The sequence below is a fragment of the Haloferax sp. S2CR25 genome, assembly GCF_031624535.1.
Classification (GTDB): Archaea; Halobacteriota; Halobacteria; order Halobacteriales; family Haloferacaceae; genus Haloferax; species Haloferax massiliensis.
On record NZ_JAMQOO010000007.1, the window covers coordinates 58168 to 81364 of the forward strand.

Here is a 23197-nt window from a genome sequence, read left to right on the forward strand (position 1 = left end):
GACAGCGCTCGACCGTTAGTCGTCGCCCAGGATGCCCTCGGCGACGGCCATGTCCTCGACGCTCGGGTCGTCGGCGGACTGCCGGAGGACGAACCGCTTTCTGACGAGGTCGGCCGCGTAGATGACCGTCCCGAGGATGATGAGCGTGTCGCCGGGGAGCCGCGCCCAGAACAGCGTCTGAATCAGCGGCCGGTTGTAGAAGGCGACGCTCCGGGCGGCGGCGTAGCTCCCGGTGAACGCCGTCTCCAGTTGGAGGAAGCCGACTGGGAGGACGGAGACGAACACCATCAACACGAGGCCGACGTTCCAACACCAGAAGGCGGCGCGCAGCCACGAGCCGTCCCAGCGGTCGGCGTCGATGGAGAGCTGGAGCATGTAGGTGACCATGCCGAGCGCGAGGAAGCCGAACGCGCCGAACATCGCGGCGTGGGCGTGGCCGACCGTCAGGTACGTCCCGTGCTCGTAGTAGTTGATGAGCGGGAGGTTGATGAAGAAGCCGAGCACGCCCGCGCCGACGAAGTTCCAGACGCCGCTGGCGACGATGAACATGAACGGCAGGCGGTACGGGAACGACTCGCCCGACATCGCGCGGTACTGCCCGAGCGCCTCGTAGAGGATGAACACCAGCGGGATGAGTTCGAGCGTCGAGAACACGCTCCCGATGGGCACCCACATGTCGGGCATGCCGACCCACCAGTAGTGGTGCGAGACGCCGATGATGCCCGTCCCCATGACGAGGAGCGCCTGAAGCATGACGGCCTTCTCGGCGCTCCGGCGACTGAGGAGGTTCATCGACACCAGCGTCAGGCCGACGATGGCGACGATGAAGAACTCGAAGGCCCCCTCGACCCACATGTGGACGACCCACCAGCGCCAGAACTCCGTGACGGCGATGTTCGTCTCGGGGGTAAAGAGGAAGCCCGCGGTAAACAGGAGGGCGATAGAGCCGCCGGCGTACAGAATCATGTGCGCCAGTCCGTACGGCGCTTCCTTGTCGAGAAGCGGCTTCAGGCCGCGGACCGCCAGCCCCGCCCAGATGAGGAAGCCGGCGAGGATGCCGAACTGCCAGAGCTTCCCGACTTCGAGGTATTCGAGCCCCTCGTTGCCGAGAATCCACCACAGCGAGCCGTCGATGTAGCCGTTCGCGCCCAGCCAGATACCCGACATGCCGCCGACCACGACGACGACGATGGCGCCGAGGAGGACGTTGATGTACGTCGACTGCTTCGGCGGCTCGTAGCCGGTCAGAAGCGGCGGGAGGAACAGCCCCGCGCCGAGCCACGTCGCGGCGATCCAGAGGATGCCGAGGTCGATGTGCCACGTCTTGGCGATGGCGAACGGGAGCAGTTGCAGGATGGGCACGCCGAATATCGACTCGACGCCGAAGAAGCCGGCGCGCTCGATGTAGAAGTGCGCGAGCAGGCCGCCCAACAGCACTTGTGCCAAGAACAGCCCCGCGGCGACCGGGATGAACCGGAGCGCCGCCCGCTGGCTCGGGAAGACGCTCACGTCACCGGGTTCGGGCACCGTGATGTCCTCGGCCGACGGCTCGGGGAGTTCGACCGACTTGTACAGCCAGATGCCGAGGCCCGCGCCCGCGACGAGGAGCACCATGGCGACGACGCTCCACGTCATCGAGGCGGCGGTGGCGTCGTTCCCCGCGCCGGGCTGGTACGGCCAGTCGTTCGTGTACGAGTGCGTGCCGCCGGGGCGGTCGGTGTGTGAGAACCACGCCGTCCACATGGCGAAGTCAGCGAACGCCCGCGCCTCCTCCTCGGAGTCGATCATGTCCACGGGGACGCCGCGCTCGTGGTCGCCCTCGTGGTATCGCTCGACGTACTCCTGGCGGACCTGCTCGTGGGCGTACACCTCGGCCGCGGTGTACCGAATCGCGCCGCCCTCGTAGCTGTCGTCGAGGTCGTTTTTCACCACGTCGGCGACGGCGGCCTGGTCGGCGGAGTCGAGTCGGTCGTAGGACTCACCGTACCGTTCTTGGGCGTAGTAGTTCCGCATGAACTGGACTTTCAAGTCCAGCGCGTCGGCGGTGTAGTCCGCGCCGTAGTACGCGCCGTTGCCCAGTATCGACCCGTGATTCATCAGGCCGTCTTTCTGGAACACGGTCTTGCCCTCTCGAATCGCGTCGCCGCTGACGACGACGTCGCCGTCGGGTCCGACAACTTCGTCGGGGATGGGCGGGGCCTCCTGATAGGCGAACCACGCGCCCGCACCCATCACGACGAGGTTGAAGACGAACACGACGACGATTGCCTTCGCGATGGTCTTGCGTTGAATCTCCATACACGTCGTGGTTCACACGCCTGCTATAGGCTACACGCGCCGCTTCCCGGCCTCGCACAGTCGGGACGAACATGTTCGGATTGTCGCTCTTTGAGTCGGAAGTCGTCTCTCGAACTGTATGACGACCGACTCGCTCCCCGCCGACCACGACCACGAAACGCCCGATTCGGCGACCGACCGCGTCCACGACACCTCGTGGTCGGCGAACCTCGAACTCCCGCGACACGCCGCCGACCGCGACCTCGTGATTTCGGAGGCCGTCGACGCGGTCGAACACACGACCGCCGGCCACCACGTCAACCTCGTCACCCACGGCGACCACGGCCACCCGGAGACGTACCTCTACGACGCGCTCGCGGCGCGGTTCGACGGCGTGGAGTACGAGTACGTCGAACAGTGCGGTTGCGGGGGACACGTGACGCGGGTGTACGTGGAGTAGTCCCGTCTCGAACCGTGGGTGGGCTGTCCCCGCGCTCGCGTCGATTACTGTACCTATTTATCCCAGAACTTGGATGGCACGACTATGGCCTCGCAACTCGTTTTGGCCCTGCTGGCAGGCGTCTTCGCCGGAGCCCTGTTCGGCCTCATAGAAACACCTATTCCGGCCCCGCCCAACCTCGCCGGAATCTTGGGTATCGTGGGAATCTACCTCGGATACAAGGGAATCCAGCGGTTGGGTCTCCACGTCGATATCTCGGGGGTGCTCGCGTCGCTGTTCTGAGCGCGCACGCGAGAAATCGAACTGCTACCCCGGAAAATTCATCCGCCCCTCAGACGCGTTACTCCGACTTCCCCTTCGGATACGTCTCGCCCGCCGACTCGCCGCCCTCGCCTTTGAGCCACATGAACGCGCCGAACAGCGCGGGCGACGCCAGCATCGCGCCGAACGTCCCGGCCAGCGCGATGCCGCCGAGGCGCTCCGTTCCGGAGTCGCCGAACGGCTCGGCCACCTGCGCGTTCGACCCGCCCTCGTCGTCGGTGACGACGACTGCGCCCTTCATGCCGAGCGTCTTGTGCGGGGTACAGGCGTAGGTGTACGTCCCGGCCTCCTCGAAGGTGTGTTCGAACGCGTGGCCGCTGTCGCCGACCAGCTCGGACTCGAAGCTCCCGTCCTCGGCGACGACGTTGTGCGACCCGCCCTCGCCGGTCCACGTCCACGCGACGGTCGTGCCCTTCGAGACGCGAATCGCCGCGGGACCGAAGCCGAACGCGCCGCCGTTGGCCTGCGCCCCGACGTCGACGGTCACGCGCTGGAGGCCGGTCTGCGCCTCGACGCCGTCGAAGTTGGTGGTGTTTTCGAACCACGCGTCGAGGTCGGCGTCCCCCTCGCCGGCGCTGTCAGTGGCCGCCTCCGATTCGCCCTCGCCGGTCGAGTCGGCCGCCTCGGTCGCGGTCGCGCCGCCGGCGTCGCCGACGACGATTGCGCCCTTCATCCCGATGGTCTCGTGGGGCGTACAGACGTATTTGTAGACGCCCGCCGCGTCGAACGTGTGCTCGAACGTGTGGCCGCTGTCGCCGACGAGGTCGGACTCGAAGCTCCCGTCCTCGGCGGCGACGTTGTGCGACCCGCCCTTCCCGGACCACTCCCAGACGACGGTCGTTCCGGGGTCGACGCGCAGGGCGGCCGGGCCGAAGCCGAACGCGCCGCCGTTGGCCTGCGCCCCGACCGTCACTGTCACCGTCGAACTTCCCGTCTCGTCCACCACCCCGTCGTAGTTCGAGGTCTGAGCGAACCACGAATCGAGGTCGGTCCCCGACTGCGCTCGCGCGGCGTCGGCGGCGCCTCCCAGCGCGGTCGCGGAGACGGCCGCGCCGCCGAGGAGTCGAAGTACGGTTCGCCGGCCGAGCGTCGGAGATGTGGTGTCGTTCGGGTTCATGATTGAAGGTGGCGAGGCGGCGGTCCCGCCTCGCTCGACACTCGACGGTCGGTGGTCCGGTGAAAAACCCGTCTCGGTGGTTCCCGAAACGCGGCCGAAGGGCGAACATGTTCGGAACTATCTTTGTCCGGGAGGAATAAGTTCGTTTCACTACCGATGCCCCGCGCAACACTCTCCATCACGCTCCCCGATCAGGTCTGGGTTTCCGACCTCTCGGGACGGTATCCGGACGCCGAGTTCACCGTCCTCGCGGCGATGCCGGCCGACGAGACGGGCGTCGGCCTCGTCGAGATACGGACGGCCGACATCGAGCCGGTCGTCACGACCATCGACGAGTACGACTCGGTCGTCTCGGTGACGATTCTCGAAGCGCAGCCGGAGCGCGCGCTCGTGCAGTTCGAGACGACCGAACCGCTTTTGATTCTCACGCTCAGCGAGGTGGGAATCCCGCTGGAGCTGCCCATCACCATCGTCGACGGCGAGGTGACAGTCGAGGTGACCGCGCCGCGCGAGAACCTCTCGGAGCTGGGCGAACAGCTCACGCAGTTCGGCATCCCGTTCGACCTCGTCTCCATCCACCAGTCGATAGACACGGAGTCGCTTCTCACCGACGACCAGTACGACCTCCTCGAAACGGCCGTCGCCGAGGGGTACTACGACACGCCGCGGACGTGCACGCTCACCGGGCTCGCCGAGGCCGTGGGGCTGGCGAAGTCGACGACGAGCGAGAAGCTCCACCGGGCGGAGGGGAAGGTCATGAAGGCGTTTCTCGCGCGGGACGACGCGACGGTCGGGTAAGGTCTCAGTCGCCGGCCTGGTCGCCGACGGCCGACCACAGAGACGACAGTTGGTCCGAGGCCGACCGCGACGGCGACGACACCGAAATCGAGAGGTCGCCCGGTTCGCGCGTCACGACCACCTCCTCGAAGCCGACCGCGTAGCGAGCGGCGTCGCGGCCGCGGTCGCGTTTTTCGAGGAGCCCCGCCTCGACCATCTGTTCGAGCTTTCGGTACACCGTCGACCGCGGGAGGTCACACGCGGCGGCGATGTCCGAGGCGGTCATCGGGCCGTCGAGCTGCTTGAGCACGGCCCGGCACTGCGGACTGGTGAGGGCGTCGAACACCGTCTCGAAGTCCGGTTCGAGCGCGTCTGAGAGTGGATTGGTCGACATCTGCGTGGGAGTGGGTTGCTCGACGGCGACCCGCGCGCCGTCGGTTCGGTTTCCGGTACGCCGCCGGGGCGTATGAAAGTCGCGGGGTACCAGCGTCGGGTTCGGTCGAACCGATGGCCGTCGATTCGGACTGGTACGCCCGACTCGACTGTTCACCGGCCCGGTACGTAGCGACCGTGCCGAACATGTTCGTCATGCTCCTGTGCGTCGGGAACTGGCGAGACGGTATTCCATCCCCCCGGGTAACGACCGACTGTAATGCGAAACTACGTTGGTGCACCCGGTTCGACGGTGTCGCGTCGCGAATTCCTCGCCGCCACTGGAAGCGTCGGAGCGCTCGGTCTCGCGGGGTGCGCCGCGCCCACGAACGGGGACTCGGCCGCCGTCGGCGCGGACGAGACGACGGTCGCCCAGACGAGCGAGTCGGCGCTGCCGTACACCAGTCCGCCGGAGGTCGTACAGGTCGACGAGCAGGGCGGACAGGTCACCCTCAAGAGCGCGCCGGCGCGCCACGCGGCCCACCCCCTCGAAACGATGGGCGGGCCGGTCGAACTCCCGCAGGTGTGGGCGTTCAGCGCCGACGACGGAAATCCGAGCGTCCCCGGGCCGATTCTCCGGACGACCGAGGGCAACGACATGGAGGTCACGCTCGACAACACCGACGGGATGCGCCCCCACACGGTCCACTTCCACGGCGTGCGCAAGGCCTGGAAGGACGACGGCGTGCCGACGACGACGGGCATCCGCGTCGACCCCGGCGAGAAACACACCTACACCATCCCGGCGAACGTCCCCGGGACGCACCTCTACCACTGCCACTACCAGACCCACCGGCACATCGAGATGGGGATGTACGGCATCCTCCGCGTCGACCCGGAGGGGTACGAACCGGCCGACAGGGAGTACTTCATGACCGTCCGCGACTGGGACTCGCGGCTCCCGCGGCAGATGGCTGGCGAGAACGTGACCTACGACCCCCGGAACCGGAAGCCGGACGTGTTCACCGTCAACGGCAAGAGCGCGCCGCGGACGCTCCACCCCGAAGACGGCTCGCCCATCATCGTCGAACAGGGTGACACCGTCCGCATTCACTACGTCAACGCGGGCTACATGAGCCACCCGATGCACATCCACAACCACCGCTTCCAACTGGTGGAAAAGGACGGCGGCGTCATCCCCGAGGCCGCCCGCTACGACATGGACGTGACGAACATCGCGCCCGCGGAGCGCCACACGGTCGAGTTCACCGCCGACGCCCAACCCGGCATCTACCTCATGCACTGCCACAAGGTCAACCACGTCATGAACGGGAACTTCTACCCCGGCGGCATGCTCAGCGGCGTCGTCTACAAGGAGGTTATGGACACCGACATCTTCGCGAAACTGATGGAGTACGCCGGCTACGAGGGGTAAGGAAACGGACCGAGAGCGGCGGTGTGTCCGCTCGTCTCGACGTTCGGCGGCTCTTTTCGTGTTCGACTACTGGTGCCAAAACCGCCGGATGGACCGGGATTCACCGCCCGTAACATGGACAGACAACGGACCGAAAACCGCTATTGTTTTAGGCTAGCCTAATTTTTGGCTTCTTAATGCGTCGGAGCAACTCAACGCGTAGAGAACTGCTGGGAAGTGGCGCTGCCCTCGGCACCGCGCTCTTCGCAGGGTGTCTCGGTGGCGGCGAGAACGGAACTGGCGGGACGACCGACAGTTCGACCAGCGACCCGAACACCACGAAAGCGACATCCACCGACGAGTCGAGCGCCGCGAGCGACACCGGCGGGTCGTACACTGTCTCGATCGAACCGATGGGTCCGGTCGAGTTCGACGAACCGCCGGAGCGATGGACCGCGCTGTTACCGACCCTCGCGGACATGGGGTTCGCACTCGGCGGGGGACAAACGCTCGGCATTCAGAACCACGCGCGCTTTGCGAACGAGGCGTTCGAATCACTGCCCGGCGTCGAGTTCGACGCGGACGCTATCGTGGAGTTGGTCGGAGACGGCGTGCCGAAAGAGTTGGTGTACGAACTGAACGCCGACGCTCACCTCCTGGACCCCAATCTACTGGTGAACTGGTACGGCTGGGACCGCAGCGACGTCGAGGAAGTCCGAACCGAAATCGGTCCCTTCTTCGGGAATTTCAGTCGCAAGCACAGCTCGGAGTGGCACGACGGCTACCGCTACTACGAACTCTACGAGATGTTCGAACTGGTCGCCGACGTGTTTCAGGCCCGGCCGCGGTACGAGGCGTTTGTCGACCTCCACGAGGAGATGCTCGACACGATAGACGAGCGAATCCCGCCGGCCGACCAGCGCCCGACCGCACTGCTGGTCTATCCGGCCGGTCAAGAGGGTGATGAGTTCTATCCGTTCCGCTTCGATGACGGCGGAATCAGCACCAAGCAGTGGCGAGAACTGCGGCTGCAAGACGCGCTCGCGGGGACGGACATCGAACATTTCAGCGGGACCAACAACAGCACAATCGACCTGGAGGCTATGCTCGAAGTCGACCCCGAGGTACTGCTCGTCCGCAACTACGGTGGTGCGTCCGAGTCGGAGTTCCGAGAGGCCGTGGTCGAACCGTTGCAGGACGACCCGGTCGCGAGCGAGGTCCGAGCCGTTCAGGACGGGGCGGTCTACCCCGCTGGATATCTCGACCAAGGACCCATCATCAACTTCTATCACACCGAACAGGCGGCCTTGAACATCTACCCGGACGCCTTCGAGGGCGCAACCCTGTTCGACCGCGAACGCGTCGCCGACATCGTCACCGGCGATTTCTAATCGTCGTCGAGGAACACTCTCGCCGTTCGCGCGGCGACTGATTTCCTCCGCCACTGATAGTTTGCTGAGACCGTGCTGCATACAGGGCGCGAGTCGGTCACAGGAGGCGACGAGCAAGTTCGTAGGCGACAGTAGCAGGCAGCGTAGTAACGAGAACAACGAAGACTATCTCATCAACAGTTGGGCCAGACTGCGTGAGCGAACTGTAGAACACTAATGCGGCCACTGAAAGAACGCCAACCACCGTTGCGACATACTCCGGATTCGTCCATCGAACCGGCCCGCTGTTGGAGGACATATGATTATTTATTCACATTACACGTCTAATCTTTGTGGTTATCTGCTCTGTTCTACAGGCGTCAGTGCTGAACCCACCCTCTGAGTGTTGCACGTCGATTCTGTCAGTTTCCGAGGGATTCAACCGACCCGCGGCTGTCACAACTGTTATTAGCTAGTTGTATCACTAGGTAATCAATGGCGTCGACACAACTCCAACACGCCCGAGCGGGACGCGTCACCCCGGCGATGGAACGAGTCGCCGAGCGCGAGAACCGCGACCCCGAGTTCGTCAGGAAGCAGGTCGCCGAGGGGCAGGCGGTCGTCCCCGCGAACCGCAACCACGACTCGCTCGACCCGATGATTATCGGCCGCGAGTTCGCCACGAAGGTCAACGCGAACATCGGCAACAGCGAGACCACAAGCGACCTCACAGAAGAGTTGGAAAAGCTCCACACCGCGGTCCACTACGGTGCGGACACGGTGATGGACCTCTCGACGGGGTCGAACCTCGACGAGATTCGCGAGGCGAACGTCGCGTACTCGCCGGTCCCCATCGGCACCGTCCCCATCTACGAGGCGGTCAAGCGCGTCGACAGCCCCGAGGACATCACCCGCGACCTGCTCCTCGACGTCATCGAGAAGCAGGCCGAGCAAGGCGTCGACTACATGACGATTCACGCGGGCGTGCTGATGGAACACCTCGCCCTGACCGACGGCCGGAAGACGGGCATCGTCTCCCGCGGCGGCTCTATCCTCGCCCAGTGGATGGAGGAACGCGGCGAGCAGAACCCCCTGTACGTCGCGTTCGAGGATATCTGCGACATCTTCGCCGAACACGACGTGACGTTCTCGCTCGGCGACGGCCTCCGACCCGGCTGTCTGGCTGACGCCGGCGACGACGCGCAGTTCGCCGAACTCGACACGCTGGGCGAACTCACGCGGACCGCGTGGGACTACGGCGTGCAGGTGATGGTCGAAGGTCCCGGCCACGTCCCGATGGACCAGATTGCCGAGAACGTCGAGCGCCAACAGCAGGTTTGCGACGGCGCGCCGTTCTACGTCCTCGGCCCGCTCGTGACCGACGTGGCTCCGGGCTACGACCACATCACGAGCGCCATCGGTGCGACCGAGGCCGGCCGCGCCGGCGCGGCGATGCTGTGTTACGTCACGCCCAAGGAACACCTCGGGCTCCCCGACCGCGAGGACGTGCGCGAGGGGCTCGCCGCCTACCGAATCGCCGCCCACGCGGCCGACGTGGCGAACGACCTTCCCGGCGCGCGCGACTGGGACGACGCGCTCTCGGAGGCGCGCTACGAGTTCGACTGGGCGCGGCAGTTCGACCTCGCGCTCGACCCCGAGCGGGCGCGGTCGTATCACGACCAGACGCTCCCCGGTGACAACTACAAGGAGGCGCGCTTCTGTTCGATGTGCGGCGTGGAGTTCTGTTCGATGCGCATCGACCAGGACGCCCGCGACGCCGACGGCGAGATGACGGCAATCGAGTCCGCGACCGACCTCGACGCGTCGCTCTCGGCCGACGCGAACCTCCCGCCGGTCGGCGCGCACGACACCGACCGCGTCCCCGACGAAATCGAAATCGGCGGCGTCACGTTCACGCCCGAATCGGCCCACGGCGACGACTGACGACCCGCCGCGTCCGCGGCCCACCGACCAACCGACCCCGCGGGCCATCGACCGAGCCCACCGCGCGGGCGACCACCCCGTGTCGGTGGCTTCTTTTTCCGCGTCGCTGAACGGGCTTCCAATGGTCCTCGGTAGTCTCCTCCCGTCGTCGCCGCTCGCGAACGTCGCCGTGATTCTCCTGACGACCGGGCTCATCTGGATCGGCAGCGGCTGGCTCGAAGAATCGGCCGACCACCTCGCGTCCTACTACGGCCTCCCGGCGGTCGTCCAGGGCTCGATTATCGTCGCCCTCGGGTCGAGTTTCCCCGAGTTCGCCAGCGTCGCCATCGCCGCGACCGCGGGCGTCTTCGACATGGGCGTCGGCGCAATCGTCGGCTCGGCCATCTTCAACATCCTCGTGATTCCGGCGCTGTCGGGGCTGGCCACCGACGGCGACCTCGAAACCAGCCGCCTCGTCGTCTACAAGGAGGCGCAGTTCTACATGGTCGCCGTCGCCACGCTCGTCGTCACGTTCTCGCTGGCGGTCATCTACTTCCCCGTGCCCGACGGCCCGGCGCTGACGGGACAGCTCACCCGGCCCGTCGCGCTCATTCCCATGCTTCTCTACGGCCTCTATCTGTTCATCCAGTGGCAGGACGTTTCGGAGTACGAAAGCGAGGAGGCGGGCGTCGCCGACGGCATCGGCCGCGAGTGGGCGCGGCTCCTCGGCGGCCTCCTCGTCATCCTGGTCGGCGTCGAGCAACTGGTCGGGGGCGTCGAGTCGCTCAGCGCGACGTTCGGCGTCCCGACGTTCCTCGCGGGGGTCACCGTCGTCGCCGCCGCGACGAGCCTCCCCGACACGCTCGTCAGCGTCCGCTCGGCCGCCGACGGCAACAGCGCGACGAGCCTCGGCAACGTCCTCGGATCGAACACGTTCGACCTGCTCGTCGCCATCCCGGTGGGCGTCCTCATCGTCGGGAGCGTCCCGGTCGACTTCGCCGTCGCCGTCCCCATGCTGGGCGTGCTGACGCTGGCAACCGTCCTGCTTTTCGGCCTGCTCCGGACGGACCTGTCGCTCTCGCGGCTGGAGTGCTACGCGCTCGGCGCGGCGTATCTCGTCTTCGTGGGGTGGATTATCGCCGAGACCGCGGGCGTCACGGGTCTGCTTCGGAACTGACGGGCGGTGGCGGGGACCGCGACCGCCGGTCTGCGCCGACCGCCGATTACTCGTCTCGCGGCTCTCTGACCGTCACGACCGGCACCGGCGAGGTCCGGACCAGTTTCTCGGCGACGCTCCCGAGCATGTAGCGGTCGAAGCCGGTGTGGCCGTGGGTTCCCATCACCACGATGTCCACGTCGTGTTCGTCGATGTACGCGAGGATGCCGTCGTGAATCGACACGTCGCGGCCGACCGACTTCCTGACCGTCTCGACGCCCAGCGCGGCCGCCGTGTCGCTCGCCGCGTCGACCGCGTCGCTCGCCCGCGCTTCGAGTTCGTCGATGAGGAGCGGGCCGCGGATGTCCGCGCCGAAGGCGGCGACGTTGACGACCGACACCGCGTGGAGCGTCGCGTCGGTCGCCGCGGCCAACTCGCCGCCGAACGTGACCGCGGCGGTCGCGCAGGCGCTCCCGTCGGTGGGCGTCAGCACGTCGGCGTAGGGGTACGCGAGGTCGGTCGCCGCGCCCGGTCGGACGGTGAGCACGGGCACGTCCGACCGACGGACGACGCGCTCCGTGGTGCTCCCGAGGAGCAGTCGGCTCAGCCCCGTCCGCCCGTGGGTCGGCATGACGACGAGGTCGACGTCCCGTTCGGTCGCGTACTCGGTGATGACCCGATACGGCTCGCCGCGTTCGACGCTCGTCACGACCGACACGCCGGACTGCGACGCGCGGGCCGCGGCGTCGCTCACGAACCGCTCGCCGTCGCTTCGGCGGCGCTCGGTGGGGTCGGAACCGTCGGCGTCGTCGCCCTCGCCGCGCAGACTCGGGCGGCGCTCGGGGTCCGCCGGGGCGACGTGCAGTAGGTGGAGGGTCGCGTCCGAGGCGGCGGCGATGTCGACGACGTGGTCGAGGACGGCGTCCGCGCCGTCGCTCCCGTCGGTCGGAAAGAGGAGTCGGTCGAACATGGCTCGGTATTCTCAGCGAACTCACAAAAGCGGGGCGGGTGGCCGCCGCGGGGTGAGAATTCGACCGCGCCCCGCGGTCAGCGCCGGAGCGCCCAGACCGCCAGTCCGATGGCCTCCCGAAGCGTCACGCCCGCCGCGAACACGTACACCGTCTGCAGCGGGAGTTCGAGGAAGTCGATAGCCGCCACCGCGAGCGACATCACGATGGCCATCCCGACCCATCCGAGTGCGAACCGGCGTTCCGACGCCGACGTGTGTGTACCCAACTCGACCATACTCCCTGACTCGACCGAATATATTTAATCTCTCGTGCTGGCGCGACCGAGCGGGCGGCCGCGGTGTGACGTCGACCGCCGAGCTACTCCGGTCGGAGCGCGCTACTCGGCTTGGGCGTCCACCACGGCGACGCCTGCCAGATTGACGATGTCTTTGACCTCGTCGCCGCGCTGGAGGACGTGGACGGGTTTGTCCATGCCGACGAGCATCGGGCCGATCGCCTCCGCACCGCCGAGGCGCTGGAGGAGCTTGTAGCCGATGTTACCCGCTTCGAGGTTCGGGAACACGAGGACGTTCGCGGGGTCGTCGAGTTCAGCGAAGTCGTACGTGTCGGTCAACATCTCCTCGACGAGGGCGGTGTCGGCCTGCATCTCGCCGTCGACCGGGAAGTCCACGTCGGGGTCGGCGTGCAGTTGTTCGACCGCGTCGCGGGGCTTGCGCGTCCCCTCGTTCGTGACGCTCCCGAAGTCCGAGTACGAGAGCAGCGCCGCGCGCGGCTCGACGTTGAAGCGCCGCGCGAGTTCGGCGGTGTGTTTCGTCACCTCGGCGAGCACGTTCTCGTCGGGGTCGAGGTTGACCGTCGCGTCGGCGCAGAAGATGACGCGGTTCCGGAACGTCAGCATGTAGACGCCGGCGGCGTAGTCGGCGTCGTCGGCGGTGCCGATAATCTGCAGCGGCGGGCGGAGCGCCGAGGGGTAGTGGTGAGTCAGCCCCGTCAGCATCGCGTCCGCGTCGTCCATCGAGACCATCACGCTGGCGAAGTAGTTCGAGTCGCCCCGCACGAGTTCGGCCGCCTCCGTCCGGGTGAGGCCCTTGCGCTGGCGGCGCTCGTAGAGGTGGTCGACGTAGTGGTTCCACTCGCCGCTTTCGGGGTCGGCGATGGTCGGGTCGAAGTCGAGACCCAGCTCCTCGGCGGTCCGGAGAATCTCCTTCGTCCGGCCGACGAGGATGGGTTCGGCGATGCCCTCTTCGACCAACTGGCTCGCGGCGCGAATCATCTTCTCGTCTTCGCCCTCGGCGAGGACGACCCGCTTGGGGTTCGTCGCCGCCTTGTTGAGGACGACGCGCATCATCTCGCGGGACTTCCCGAGGCGCGCCTCCAGCTCCTCGCGGTAGGCGTCGAGGTCGCGCTCGCGGCGGGCCGCGCCGCTCTCCATGGCCGCCTCGGCGACGGCCGGCGTCACCTCGTAGAGGACGCGCTGGTCGAGCGGCTTGGGGATGAGGTAGTCGGGGCCGAACTGCAGCGGGCCGTCGCCGTAGGCCTTGACGACCGCGTCCGGAACGTCCTGTCGGGCGAGGTTCGCCAGCGCCTCGGCGGCCGCGCGCTTCATCTCCTCGTTGATCTCGGTCGCGCGCACGTCGAGCGCGCCGCGGAAGATGAACGGGAACCCGAGGACGTTGTTGACTTGGTTCGGGTAGTCCGAGCGACCCGTCGCCATGATGACCGTGTCCTCGCGGGCCTCCTTCGCGTCCTCGTAGGCGATTTCGGGCTCCGGGTTCGCCATGGCGAAGATGATGGGGTTGTCGGCCATCGACCGCACCATCTCCCGACTCACGATGCCGCCGACCGAGAGGCCGACGAGCACGTCCGCGCCCTCGATTGCGTCTTCGAGGTCGCCGTCGTCGACGCCGCGGGCGAACGGTTCCGCGTACTCGTCGAGTTCGCCGGCCTCGGCCCTCGACTCCGAGAGGACGCCGTCGATGTCGCACAGCGTGATGTTCTCGTGGGGGATGCCGAGCGAGACGTAGAACCGCGCCGTCGCGGTCGCGGCCGCGCCCGCGCCCGAGAAGGTGACGTTCAGCGACGACAGCTCCTTGTCGGCGATGTCGGCGGCGTTGAGGAGCGCCGCGCCGGAGATGATGGCCGTGCCGTGCTGGTCGTCGTGGAACACGGGGATGTCCATCCGGTCGCGCAGGGACTCCTCGATTTCGAAGCACTCGGGCGCGCGAATGTCCTCTAAGTTGATGCCGCCGAACGTCGGCTCCATCGCGGCGACCGACTCCACGAACGCCTGCGGGTCGTCGTGGTCGAACTCGACGTCGAACACGTCGATGTCGGCGAAGCGCTTGAACAGCACGCCCTTGCCCTCCATCACCGGCTTCGACGCCTGCGCCCCGATGTCGCCGAGACCGAGCACGGCGGAGCCGTTCGAGACGACGCCGACGAGGTTGCCCTTCGCCGTGTACTCGTAGGCGGCGTTCTCGTCGTCGGCGATGTCGAGACACGGCGCGGCCACGCCCGGCGAGTACGCCAGACTCAGGTCGCGTTGAGTGTTCGTCGGCTTCGTCGTCGCTATCTCCACTTTCCCCGCGGGCGGACGCCGATGGTAGTCTCGGGCGTCGTCTTCGAGCGTCATTGCTCGTGATGGGTACGGTCAGGTAAGTAGACCCTTCGCTCCGACAGCGCCTCGCCAACGGGAGTCACACACGGCGCAGTCGCTCGTCGCGCCGTTTCCCCGCCGAGGCCATCAGTGTACGGGTCTGGCGGTGGCGTTCACGCGCGACAGCGCCGTTGGCACGTCCCACCGACGCGCTCAACGGAGCGCTTCGTGCGGCATCGTGTAGAGCCGAACGTTCTCCGCTATCGACACCTCCTCGAACTGGCTCTCCGTCGCGAACAGGTCCGAAACCGCGTCGACTTGCTCGATGGGATAGATGTGTTTCGCGTCCCCGTAGCCGCGGTACATCTCGACCGGCACGGCGAACGCGACCTCTCCCTCGCCGACTTCGACTGTCGCGCCGAACGTCGGCTCGTCGTTCTCATCGGCAACTGTACAGATAGTTGATGGTACCGCGTCCCCCGCGTCGTATCTCTCTTTGACCATCCGTTGACAACCCACACTATTTTTCATTATCTTGAGCAGTGCCTCTCCCCGCCCACTCTTCGGGAACACACTGTTCAAGTTTCAGCCATATGTCCAACGAGCACCGTGATAACTATTACTCAACCTCCGAGACTATATGTATAGTTGACACGTTTGGCGGCGCGTCGACTCGCGTGCGTCGAGTCACTGCGTCGGAACCGAACCGCTGGCCCTCGACCGCTGACTGACGCCACAGTGTGCCTCTTCGCCAGTTTAGACGGGACGAACTCGAAAGTCGGAGCTCCCGGCTCGAACGAGGACCGACGCGTCGCCGAGGGGACAGTCTGCCAGCTGTCTAGTCGGCTTACTGGTACATCGTCGCGCGTTCGTCCGGATAGTCGACCGTCAGCTCACGGACAGTTCGCCTCTCAGACGCCCGGGGCGCGGCGTCGCGCTCAGCGGAGGGCGTCGTGCGGAATCGTGTAGAGGCGAACCTCGTCTGCGACGGTCATCTCGTCGGGGTCACCGTCCGTGGCGAACAGGTCAGAGATGCGCTCGATCTGTTCTGTCGGATAGACGTGCTTTGCGCTCCCGTAGCCGTGGTAGACCTCGACCGGAACGGCGAACGTCAGCGCATCCTCGGCAGCGGGAGCCGAGCAGATATCCGTCGGTACGTTCTCTCCTGCTTCGTATCGCTTGTTAACCATTCGTTGACAACCCACACTCTGTAGCGGCTCCGAGCAGTATCTCACCCACCTCTTGAGATATCCTGTCGAGTTTCGACTACAACTCCAACGACCAACATGATAATCGTTACCCAACAAGCGAGACGGGTGTCTTCGCGCGCTCGCGGACGCATTCAGACGGCGGCCGCCCCGAAGTGTGATGGGTATATGCCCGTTACACCTCCGCCGATTACTCGAACGTCTCCCGTCGTTGTCGCCTCGCGGCGCTCCCTCGCCGCGGGTGAGACGACGCGGTTCCGATGCCGCCGCTATTGTAACTGACAGTATCAGTAGTTGCGCGACGCCGATGGGCACGCTGTGGGCCCGCGTCGACGGGGAGTGATTTCGACCGCGTGAGGGTCGTCCGTGACTACGAGTCGATTTTTCAGAAAGTTTTACATTCAAAAGTATTATGGCGTTCGTATTTGTTGAGTGAGATATGAGTCGTTACCGCAGGCTCTCCCAACAGGGGTTGAGTCTCGCACTCGCGCTCATCGTGGTATTCTCGGTTATCGCAGGGCCAGTATCTGCGAGCGTCGGGACCACCACAGGTGAGGCACAACTGGGTGGACCGCCCGTTAACCAACTCGACACGGTCGACGACGACCAACTGACGCAGGCGTCGGAGAACATCAGCGTCTGGGACGGCGCGTTCCTGACGCTCCGGCCGGACACGACCGATTCCCGATTCGACTCGGCCGCGGCGTACCAGGTCCAGTCGACTAACACGTACGTACAGGTAGACGGGCAGGAACAGTCCCTCCGGAAGAACCCGATGTACGTGTACGACGTGGGACGGGAAGTCCCGTTCACGTTCTCCGGTTCGAGCGCCGGTGCTCCCCGAGCCATCCAAGACCAAGATGTCCAACTCGTCGCGGCCAAACTCGAACGAGGCGCGTCGGTTCCGCGGAGCATCTCCGGCGTCGCTGAGACGCTCACGAGCGACGACAGCGTGAGCGCCTCGGTCGTCAGCGAGACCACGGGAACGGAAAACGACAACTCGTTCGCGTTCACGCCCGACGAGTCCGGCATGTGGATGCTCGCCGTCGTCACCGTCGACGACGGGAGCGGCTTTTCGGACGCCGACGGCGACGGGAACCTCGAAACCGACGGCAACGTCACCTTCGTCGGCGTCGACGCCCTCCCGGTCCAGCAGGGGTCGTCGTCGGTGAGCACGCCGTCGCTCGCGGGCAACGGCCAGAACGTGACGGTCACCGTGGACGCCTCGTCGCTCGACGCGACCGAGGTCAGCCACACCGTCGCAATCTTCAACGAGTCTGACCTCTCGAACTACGAGCAGACCATCAACGCGACCGACCGGTCGAACATCGCGCTCGAAACGCAGATCGCGCGGGTGAACGGCACCGGAAAGCTGTCGACGGACGCGAACGTCATGGGCGTCACGCCCGGTTCGCGGTCGTTCGTCGGGAGCCAGACGGCGGTGTCGATTTTCGACCGCTTCAACGACAGCACGTCGCGGTTCGACGACGTGACCGTCGTCGACCCCGGCGCGACCGTCTACGGTTCGGTCGTGACCACGGTCGCGGGGAACCGGACGACAGTCGAGGTCCCCGTCCCCGACGGTGCCACGCCCGGCGACTACGTCGTGATGCACGTGGCGACGAACCTGTCGGGCACCGAGTCGGTGACGAACCGCGCGCCGCTGCAGGTCGCCCAGAGCGTCCAACTGAACCTGACGGCCAACACGACCACGCCCGTCGCGGGCGAGGACGTGGCGTTCACCGTCACGCGCGAGGACACCGGCGCGGCCGTGCAGAACGCGACGGTCACCGTCGGCGACACGACCGTCCAGACTGACGCCAACGGCGTCGCGGTCGCCACCGTCTCGACGGCCGGCGAGTACGACGCCACCGCGTCGAAGAACGCGACGAACGGCGAGGCGTTCGCCGACGCCACGCTCGCGCTCGACGTGTTCGAGCCGGCGACCTTCGAGTACAGCAACCTCACCGTCGAGCCCCAGCAGGTCCTTCCCGGGGGCGACGTGGTCGCCAACGCGACCGTCGAGAACGTCGGTGACGTCAACGGGAGCTACGAGGCGGCGCTCACCGTCGACGGCGAGGCGCAGTCGCCGTCCGACACCGGCGGGCTCCAGCCCGGCGAGTCGACCGAGGTGAGCTTCACGACCTCGTTCGACGACCCCGGAATCTACAACGTCTCCATCGACGAGCTCTCGACCGACGACGCCGAACTCGTCTCGCGGACCGTCCGCGTCATCTCGCCCGCGAACACGAGCGTGACCGACGTCAGCGTCGAGCCGACGAGCATCAACACGACCGAGCGGTACACCGTCTCGGCGACCGTCGAGAACACCGGTGGTCGCTCCGACCTGGTCCGGCTCACGTACACGACGACCGACGACGAGGGTAACACGGAGGTCTACAACACCACCCGAACCGTCGTCGTGGGGGCCGACTCCACGGTCACGCGGAACGTGACCGCGCTCGGCTCCGACGACGTCGGGAACTTCACCGTCGCCGTCAACGGCGTCGAGGCCGACTCGACGCTGACGGTCACGAGGCGCGACCGGCTCCCGCCGCACGTCACGCTTCCGGAACCCGCACAGGGTGCGGTACCCTTCGGAACGGACCTCACGCTCAACGTGGGCGACGAGTCGAACATCCGTCGTGCGACCTACAACTTCGGTAACGGACCGCAGCCGCTCTCGCTCGACGCAGACGGCAGCGCGACCGTCCCGACGGACGAACTCGACGAGGGACGGACGACGCTGACGGTCAACGCGACCGACGCGGTCGGGAACACGATCACCCGGACGTTCACGTTCGACTTCGTCTCCTCGCCGCGCGTCACGAGCGTCGCGCCGACCGACGTCGCCGGCCCGTCGAGCACCATCACGGCGTCCTTCGCGGACGACCGCAACGGTGCGGCGGAGTCCGGAATCAACGCCAGCGCGACGACGCTCGTCGTCGACGGCACGACCGTCGATCTCTCGGGCGCGACGACGAACGACAACTCGACGCTCGAAATCAACGTCTCCGAACTCGGCGTCTCGCTCGACGAGGGGCCGACGACCGCGAGACTGACCGTCGTCGACGAGGCCGGCCACGCCACCTCGCGGCTGTTCGAGTTCGAGTACGACGAGACCGCGCCGACCGCGAGTCTCGCGCTCGACCCCGACTACGTCGAGGACGACGAGGACGTGAGCGCGAACAACCCCATCGACATCACGCTCGACAGCGCCGACGACAACCTCGAATCCGCGGCGTTCGTCGTCCGTAACGACGACGGGGACGAGGTGTACACGCGCGACGTGACCTCGCTCGCCCGCTCGACCGGCGAGTTCGAAATCGAGTGGGACGGCACGAACGACGACGGCGAGACCGTCTCCAGTTGTTCCTACAACCTCACGCTCGTGGGCACGGACGCCGGCGGGAACATCGGCGTCGACAACGCCACGGTCTGCGTGGACAACGAGGAGCCGACCTACGACGTGTCGGCCGTCGACGGGACGACCGACGACGTCCACACGAACGGCAGCGTCGACGTCACCTACAGCACCTCGGAGAGCGTCACCGTCGAGTACGCGTTCGAGTCCGACTCGGGCGTGACGGCGACGTTCGAACGGACGCCCGACCAGGGGACCGGAAACCACACGCTCGACGTGGCGTCGGCGCTCCCCGACGGGAACTACACGATGACGGCGACCGCCACCGACCTCGGTGACAACGACGTCACCGTGGAACGGAGCGCCCCCGTCGTGGTCGACACGACCGACCCCGGACTCACCGCGACGCTCAACACGACCGCGTCCGGTAGTCTCTCGGTCACCGTGGCGAGCACGGAATCGCTCGCCGGCACTCCCGACGCGACACTCACCGACCCGAACAGCGACGTCGAGTCGCTGAACCTCACGGAGCAGGACTCGACGACGTGGACCGCCGAACTCGACACGGCCGAGTCCGGCGAGTACGAACTCGACGTGACTGGGACCGACCTCGCCGGCAACACGGCGAGCGACTCCAGTACGGCGAACGTCACGAGCCACAACTTCTCGGAGGAGTCGTCGGTGCTGCTCGTGAGCGCGAGCGGCGACACGTTCATTCGAATCAACGCCAGCGACGACGCGGACCTGCCCGCCGGGCAGACCGTCGTCACGCTGACGGACACGAACGTCCCGCCGAACGCGCTCTCGCAGGGCACGGCGGCGACGAAGTACCTCGAAGCCAACGCCGGACTCACCGAAGACCAGATCGAGAGCGTAACCTACGGCTTCAGCGAAAACCTCGACACCACCGGCAACGGCTTCTACATCGTCTACATCGAGCGCGGCGGCACCCGAGTGCTGCCGACGACGCTGCAGACCGACCCGGTCCCGGGCGTCACGGGCGACTACTACGTGGCGACCCGAACCGGCCTGTCGACCTACGGCGCGGTCGAAAACGACACCGAAGCGCCGACCATCAGCTACGACGACCCGACGGAGGGCGCTGCGTTCTCCGAGGTCAACAACACGGTGTCGGTGAACGCGACGCTCTCCGACAACGTGGAGGTCAACGCGTCTACGGTGTCGGTGACGCTCGACAGCGACGGACAGGTCAGCGACATGGACGTGACCGACGACGCGACCGTCACGAACGAGTCGGTCAACTACACCACGTCCGCGCTCCCGCCGGCGAACTACACCGTCACCGTCGAGGCGTCAGACACGAACCTGACCGCCAACACGGCGACAGAGCAGGTCAACTTCACCGTGCGGGACGACCGCGAATCGCCGACGGTCACGTCTATCGGCCCGGCCGACGGCACGACCTTCCCGTTCGGAACCGACGCGGTGGAACTCAACGCGACCTACGAGGAGGCGAGCGACGCGGTGAACGACACCGGCATCGACACGGAGAACGTCACCGTCCTGTACGACGGACAGGACATCACGTCCGCGACGACGCTCGATTCGACCGGGTTCAACACGACCGTCGCGGTTGGCGACAACGAGACGCACAACCTGACGGTTCGCGTGCCCGACGGGGCCGGCAACGCGGCCGTCCGCACGACGAACTTCAGCGTCGCGGGTGACGACGTCGAACCGGCGGTCGAGATTTCGACCCCCGCCGAGGGCGACGAACTCTCGAACACGACGACCTCGGTCAACGTGACCGCGAGCGTCGACGACGCCGAAAGCGGCGTCAACCTCAGCAGCGTGACCGTCACCTTCGACGGGACCGACGTCACGAGCGAGGCGAACCTCGACGACCTCTCGAACGTCCGGCTCAACGAGACCGGTCTCGAACCGGGCACCAACCACACGGTGTCCGTCTCGGCGGCCGACGAGAGCGGGAACGAGAACGCCTCGACGGTGAACTTCACCGTCGCGCCCGACCTGACGGCACCGAACGTCACGCGGGTCAGTTCCCAGAACGCCACCTTCGAGAGCAGTGCCGACTTCTCGGTCGAAGTGAACTACACCGACCCCGAGAGCGGCATCGACGCCTCCGCGGTGACGCTTCTGGTCGACGGCGAGGACGTGACCGACGACGCGACGGTGTTCCCGAACCCCGGCGCGACGCTCGAACTCAACTCGTCCGAGATCGACTCGGGCGAACACCAACTCAGCGTTCGCGTCACCAACAACAACGGCGACACGACCACGAACGACACGACGTTCTCGGTCAATCAGGGTCCGGACATCGCAGTGACGTCCGTCGAACTCAACGCGACCAGCGTGCAGACCGGTGACCCGGTCGAGGTGACCGCGCGGGCCGAGAACTTCGGCGACGAGTCCGGTTCGCTCGACGTCGGCGTCACCGGCACCAGTCAGGCTGGCACCACCGACTTCGGCGTCACGAAGCCTGTGGCCCTCGCCGCCGGTGCGAACCAGTCCGTGAGCTTCGTCATCGAGCCGACGAACGCGGGCACCTACACCGTCGCGGTCAACGGTACGACAGCGACGAACGCGCTCGACGTGAGTTCGCCGACCGCCGACATCCAACTGCTCAGCGACTCGTCGGTCAGTCCGACGTCGCTCGTCGACGGCGAGCAGGCGACCGTCACGGTCAAACTCGGCAACCTCGGCGGCGCGAGCGGCAACGTCTCCGGCACCGTGACCCGGAACGGGACGGCGGTCGGGAACATCTCGACCTCGCTCGCCTCCGGCGCACAGCGGACGTTCACCTTCACCGACACCCCGCCGGGAACCGGCGATTACGTCTACGCGTTCGACGGCACGACCATCGACACGGTCTCCGTCTCGGAGCGTGCCCCGGCGTTCAGCATCGACGCGGGCGCGAGTTCCATCTCGCAGGCGACCGTGGACACCGACGAGACGTTCACGGTCAGGGTGCGCGTGAACAACACCGGCACCGCGGAGGGGACGTACACCAGAGCGCTTACGGCCGGCAGTACGACGCTGGCCACCGAGAGCGTCACCGTCGGCCCCGGCTCCTCCGGCACGCTGACGTACTCCGTCTCCATCGATGACGCCGGCACGTACGACCTGCAGGTCGACGGCGTCACGATCGGCAGCATCACCGTCGAAGAGGCGAACGTCGGCGGCGGCGGCGGTGGCGGTGGCGGCGGCGGTAGCGGCCTCCCCCACGACGACACGACCGACAGCGACCGGCTGTTCTCGGCTCGCGGCTTCGACGCCCAGTTCGACGGCGGACAGGGCGTCTCCGCGGTGAGCATCACGTTCAGCCAGCAGACGACCGGCGAGGTCATCGTCAGCGAACGCTCGGGAGTCCCCGGCAGCGTGGGACAGCCCGGCGGCACGGCCGTCAGCTACGTGCGCATCGACGTTCCCGACAGCGCGCGCGACCGCCAGTCGACCCTCCGGTTCACCGTCAGACAGAGCCGGCTCGACGAACTCGGCATCGAGTCGTCCGACCTCGTGGTCCGGCGGTTCAACGAGGACGCCGGTTCGTGGGAAGACCTCGAAACCCGCGTCGTCAACAGCGGTGACGGCGCGGTCGTCATCGAGGCCGACACGCCCGGCTTCTCGTACTTCGCCGTGACGTCGCGGCAGGTCGTCACGACGACGCCGACCGACGACGACGACGCGACGACGACGCCGGCCGACGACGACACCACCACGGCGTCCAGTACGCCCGGCTTCGACGACGACACGACGACCGCCGCGAGCAGCACGACGGATTCCCCGATTCCCGGATTCGGCGCGGCGCTCGCCGTGGTCGCGCTCCTCGCGGCCGCGCTCCTCGCGGTCCGCCGGAACGACTAACGACCGCGCCGCGCGGTTCGTCTCT

The 23197-nt window shown here is 66.7% G+C and carries 17 protein-coding genes; 8 read left to right on the forward strand and 9 right to left on the reverse strand.

Going from position 1 to position 23197, the window contains the following annotated elements; genetic code table 11:
* Positions 1-15: 15 nt before the first annotated feature.
* Entirely contained in the window at positions 16-2298 is a 2283-nt protein-coding gene (locus tag NDI65_RS15905; protein WP_089776698.1) for a cbb3-type cytochrome c oxidase subunit I, read from the reverse strand.
* Between the two features lie 118 nt (positions 2299-2416).
* Between NDI65_RS15905 and NDI65_RS15910 the strand changes: the two genes are divergently transcribed.
* The gene (locus NDI65_RS15910) at positions 2417-2737 is read left to right on the forward strand and encodes a CGCGG family rSAM-modified RiPP protein (RefSeq protein WP_089776697.1); all 321 of its coding nucleotides are present in this window, start codon (positions 2417-2419) and stop codon (positions 2735-2737) included.
* Positions 2738-2821: 84 nt separating this feature from the next.
* Positions 2822-3019, forward strand: a complete 198-nt coding sequence (locus tag NDI65_RS15915) for a DUF1427 family protein (RefSeq protein ID WP_089776696.1) — start codon at positions 2822-2824, stop codon at positions 3017-3019.
* 58 nt (positions 3020-3077) lie between these two features.
* Here NDI65_RS15915 and NDI65_RS15920 read toward each other — a convergent pair whose 3' ends face one another.
* Positions 3078-4175: a halocyanin domain-containing protein gene (locus NDI65_RS15920; protein WP_089776695.1), complete on the reverse strand. Its 1098-nt coding sequence runs from the start codon at positions 4173-4175 to the stop codon at positions 3078-3080.
* 156 nt (positions 4176-4331) lie between these two features.
* On the opposite strand from NDI65_RS15920, the gene NDI65_RS15925 reads away from it, so the two are divergent.
* Positions 4332-4973, forward strand: coding sequence for a helix-turn-helix domain-containing protein (locus tag NDI65_RS15925; protein ID WP_089776694.1), 642 nt, complete (start codon positions 4332-4334; stop codon positions 4971-4973).
* Positions 4974-4977: 4 nt separating this feature from the next.
* Here NDI65_RS15925 and NDI65_RS15930 read toward each other — a convergent pair whose 3' ends face one another.
* A complete protein-coding gene (locus NDI65_RS15930) occupies positions 4978-5346 on the reverse strand; it encodes a helix-turn-helix domain-containing protein (RefSeq protein ID WP_089776693.1) in 369 nt (122 codons plus the stop codon).
* Positions 5347-5604: 258 nt separating this feature from the next.
* Here NDI65_RS15930 and NDI65_RS15935 point away from each other — a divergent pair, with 258 nt between their 5' ends.
* The gene (locus NDI65_RS15935) at positions 5605-6759 is read left to right on the forward strand and encodes a multicopper oxidase domain-containing protein (RefSeq protein WP_089776692.1); all 1155 of its coding nucleotides are present in this window, start codon (positions 5605-5607) and stop codon (positions 6757-6759) included.
* Between the two features lie 392 nt (positions 6760-7151).
* Positions 7152-8129 (forward strand): ABC transporter substrate-binding protein, encoded by a 978-nt coding sequence (locus tag NDI65_RS15940; protein WP_089777275.1) that lies wholly within the window; start codon positions 7152-7154, stop codon positions 8127-8129.
* Positions 8130-8226: 97 nt separating this feature from the next.
* On the opposite strand, the gene NDI65_RS15945 is transcribed toward NDI65_RS15940, so the two are convergent.
* Positions 8227-8427 carry a hypothetical protein gene (locus tag NDI65_RS15945; RefSeq protein WP_089776691.1) on the reverse strand — a complete coding sequence of 67 codons (201 nt, stop codon included), beginning with the start codon at positions 8425-8427 and terminating at the stop codon, positions 8227-8229.
* Between the two features lie 176 nt (positions 8428-8603).
* Between NDI65_RS15945 and thiC the strand changes: the two genes are divergently transcribed.
* Positions 8604-10052 (forward strand): phosphomethylpyrimidine synthase ThiC, encoded by a 1449-nt coding sequence (gene thiC, locus NDI65_RS15950; protein ID WP_089776690.1) that lies wholly within the window; start codon positions 8604-8606, stop codon positions 10050-10052.
* Between the two features lie 121 nt (positions 10053-10173).
* Positions 10174-11208, forward strand: coding sequence for a sodium:calcium antiporter (locus NDI65_RS15955; RefSeq protein WP_089776689.1), 1035 nt, complete (start codon positions 10174-10176; stop codon positions 11206-11208).
* A gap of 46 nt (positions 11209-11254) precedes the next feature.
* Here the strand turns inward: NDI65_RS15955 and NDI65_RS15960 are convergent, their stop codons facing one another.
* The 5 genes from NDI65_RS15960 to NDI65_RS15980 all read right to left on the reverse strand — a co-directional run bounded on the left by NDI65_RS15960 (position 11255) and on the right by NDI65_RS15980 (position 15944).
* A complete protein-coding gene (locus tag NDI65_RS15960; protein WP_089776688.1) occupies positions 11255-12157 on the reverse strand; it encodes a universal stress protein in 903 nt (300 codons plus the stop codon).
* Between the two features lie 77 nt (positions 12158-12234).
* The gene (locus NDI65_RS15965) at positions 12235-12432 is read right to left on the reverse strand and encodes a hypothetical protein (RefSeq protein WP_004967129.1); all 198 of its coding nucleotides are present in this window, start codon (positions 12430-12432) and stop codon (positions 12235-12237) included.
* A 102-nt stretch (positions 12433-12534) separates the two neighbouring features.
* Positions 12535-14790, reverse strand: a complete 2256-nt coding sequence (locus NDI65_RS15970) for an NADP-dependent malic enzyme (RefSeq protein WP_089776687.1) — start codon at positions 14788-14790, stop codon at positions 12535-12537.
* A 177-nt stretch (positions 14791-14967) separates the two neighbouring features.
* Entirely contained in the window at positions 14968-15258 is a 291-nt protein-coding gene (locus tag NDI65_RS15975; protein WP_089776686.1) for a hypothetical protein, read from the reverse strand.
* A gap of 434 nt (positions 15259-15692) precedes the next feature.
* Positions 15693-15944 (reverse strand): hypothetical protein, encoded by a 252-nt coding sequence (locus NDI65_RS15980; protein WP_089776685.1) that lies wholly within the window; start codon positions 15942-15944, stop codon positions 15693-15695.
* A 514-nt stretch (positions 15945-16458) separates the two neighbouring features.
* Here NDI65_RS15980 and NDI65_RS15985 point away from each other — a divergent pair.
* Complete coding sequence (locus tag NDI65_RS15985; protein ID WP_310893849.1) at positions 16459-23172, forward strand: PGF-pre-PGF domain-containing protein; 6714 nt, start codon at positions 16459-16461, stop codon at positions 23170-23172.
* Positions 23173-23197 lie beyond the last annotated feature (25 nt).

What these genes read in the sequence shown, in the direction of transcription:
- NDI65_RS15905 (WP_089776698.1), bottom strand. Translation starts at nt 2,298, where the DNA reads ATGGAGATTCAACGCAAGACCATCGCGAAGGCAATCGTCGTCGTGTTC.
- NDI65_RS15910 (WP_089776697.1), top strand. Translation starts at nt 2,417, where the DNA reads ATGACGACCGACTCGCTCCCCGCCGACCACGACCACGAAACGCCCGAT.
- NDI65_RS15915 (WP_089776696.1), top strand. Translation starts at nt 2,822, where the DNA reads ATGGCCTCGCAACTCGTTTTGGCCCTGCTGGCAGGCGTCTTCGCCGGA.
- NDI65_RS15920 (WP_089776695.1), bottom strand. Translation starts at nt 4,175, where the DNA reads ATGAACCCGAACGACACCACATCTCCGACGCTCGGCCGGCGAACCGTA.
- NDI65_RS15925 (WP_089776694.1), top strand. Translation starts at nt 4,332, where the DNA reads ATGCCCCGCGCAACACTCTCCATCACGCTCCCCGATCAGGTCTGGGTT.
- NDI65_RS15930 (WP_089776693.1), bottom strand. Translation starts at nt 5,346, where the DNA reads ATGTCGACCAATCCACTCTCAGACGCGCTCGAACCGGACTTCGAGACG.
- NDI65_RS15935 (WP_089776692.1), top strand. Translation starts at nt 5,605, where the DNA reads ATGCGAAACTACGTTGGTGCACCCGGTTCGACGGTGTCGCGTCGCGAA.
- NDI65_RS15940 (WP_089777275.1), top strand. Translation starts at nt 7,152, where the DNA reads ATGGGTCCGGTCGAGTTCGACGAACCGCCGGAGCGATGGACCGCGCTG.
- NDI65_RS15945 (WP_089776691.1), bottom strand. Translation starts at nt 8,427, where the DNA reads ATGTCCTCCAACAGCGGGCCGGTTCGATGGACGAATCCGGAGTATGTC.
- thiC (WP_089776690.1), top strand. Translation starts at nt 8,604, where the DNA reads ATGGCGTCGACACAACTCCAACACGCCCGAGCGGGACGCGTCACCCCG.
- NDI65_RS15955 (WP_089776689.1), top strand. Translation starts at nt 10,174, where the DNA reads ATGGTCCTCGGTAGTCTCCTCCCGTCGTCGCCGCTCGCGAACGTCGCC.
- NDI65_RS15960 (WP_089776688.1), bottom strand. Translation starts at nt 12,157, where the DNA reads ATGTTCGACCGACTCCTCTTTCCGACCGACGGGAGCGACGGCGCGGAC.
- NDI65_RS15965 (WP_004967129.1), bottom strand. Translation starts at nt 12,432, where the DNA reads ATGGTCGAGTTGGGTACACACACGTCGGCGTCGGAACGCCGGTTCGCA.
- NDI65_RS15970 (WP_089776687.1), bottom strand. Translation starts at nt 14,790, where the DNA reads ATGACGCTCGAAGACGACGCCCGAGACTACCATCGGCGTCCGCCCGCG.
- NDI65_RS15975 (WP_089776686.1), bottom strand. Translation starts at nt 15,258, where the DNA reads ATGGTCAAAGAGAGATACGACGCGGGGGACGCGGTACCATCAACTATC.
- NDI65_RS15980 (WP_089776685.1), bottom strand. Translation starts at nt 15,944, where the DNA reads ATGGTTAACAAGCGATACGAAGCAGGAGAGAACGTACCGACGGATATC.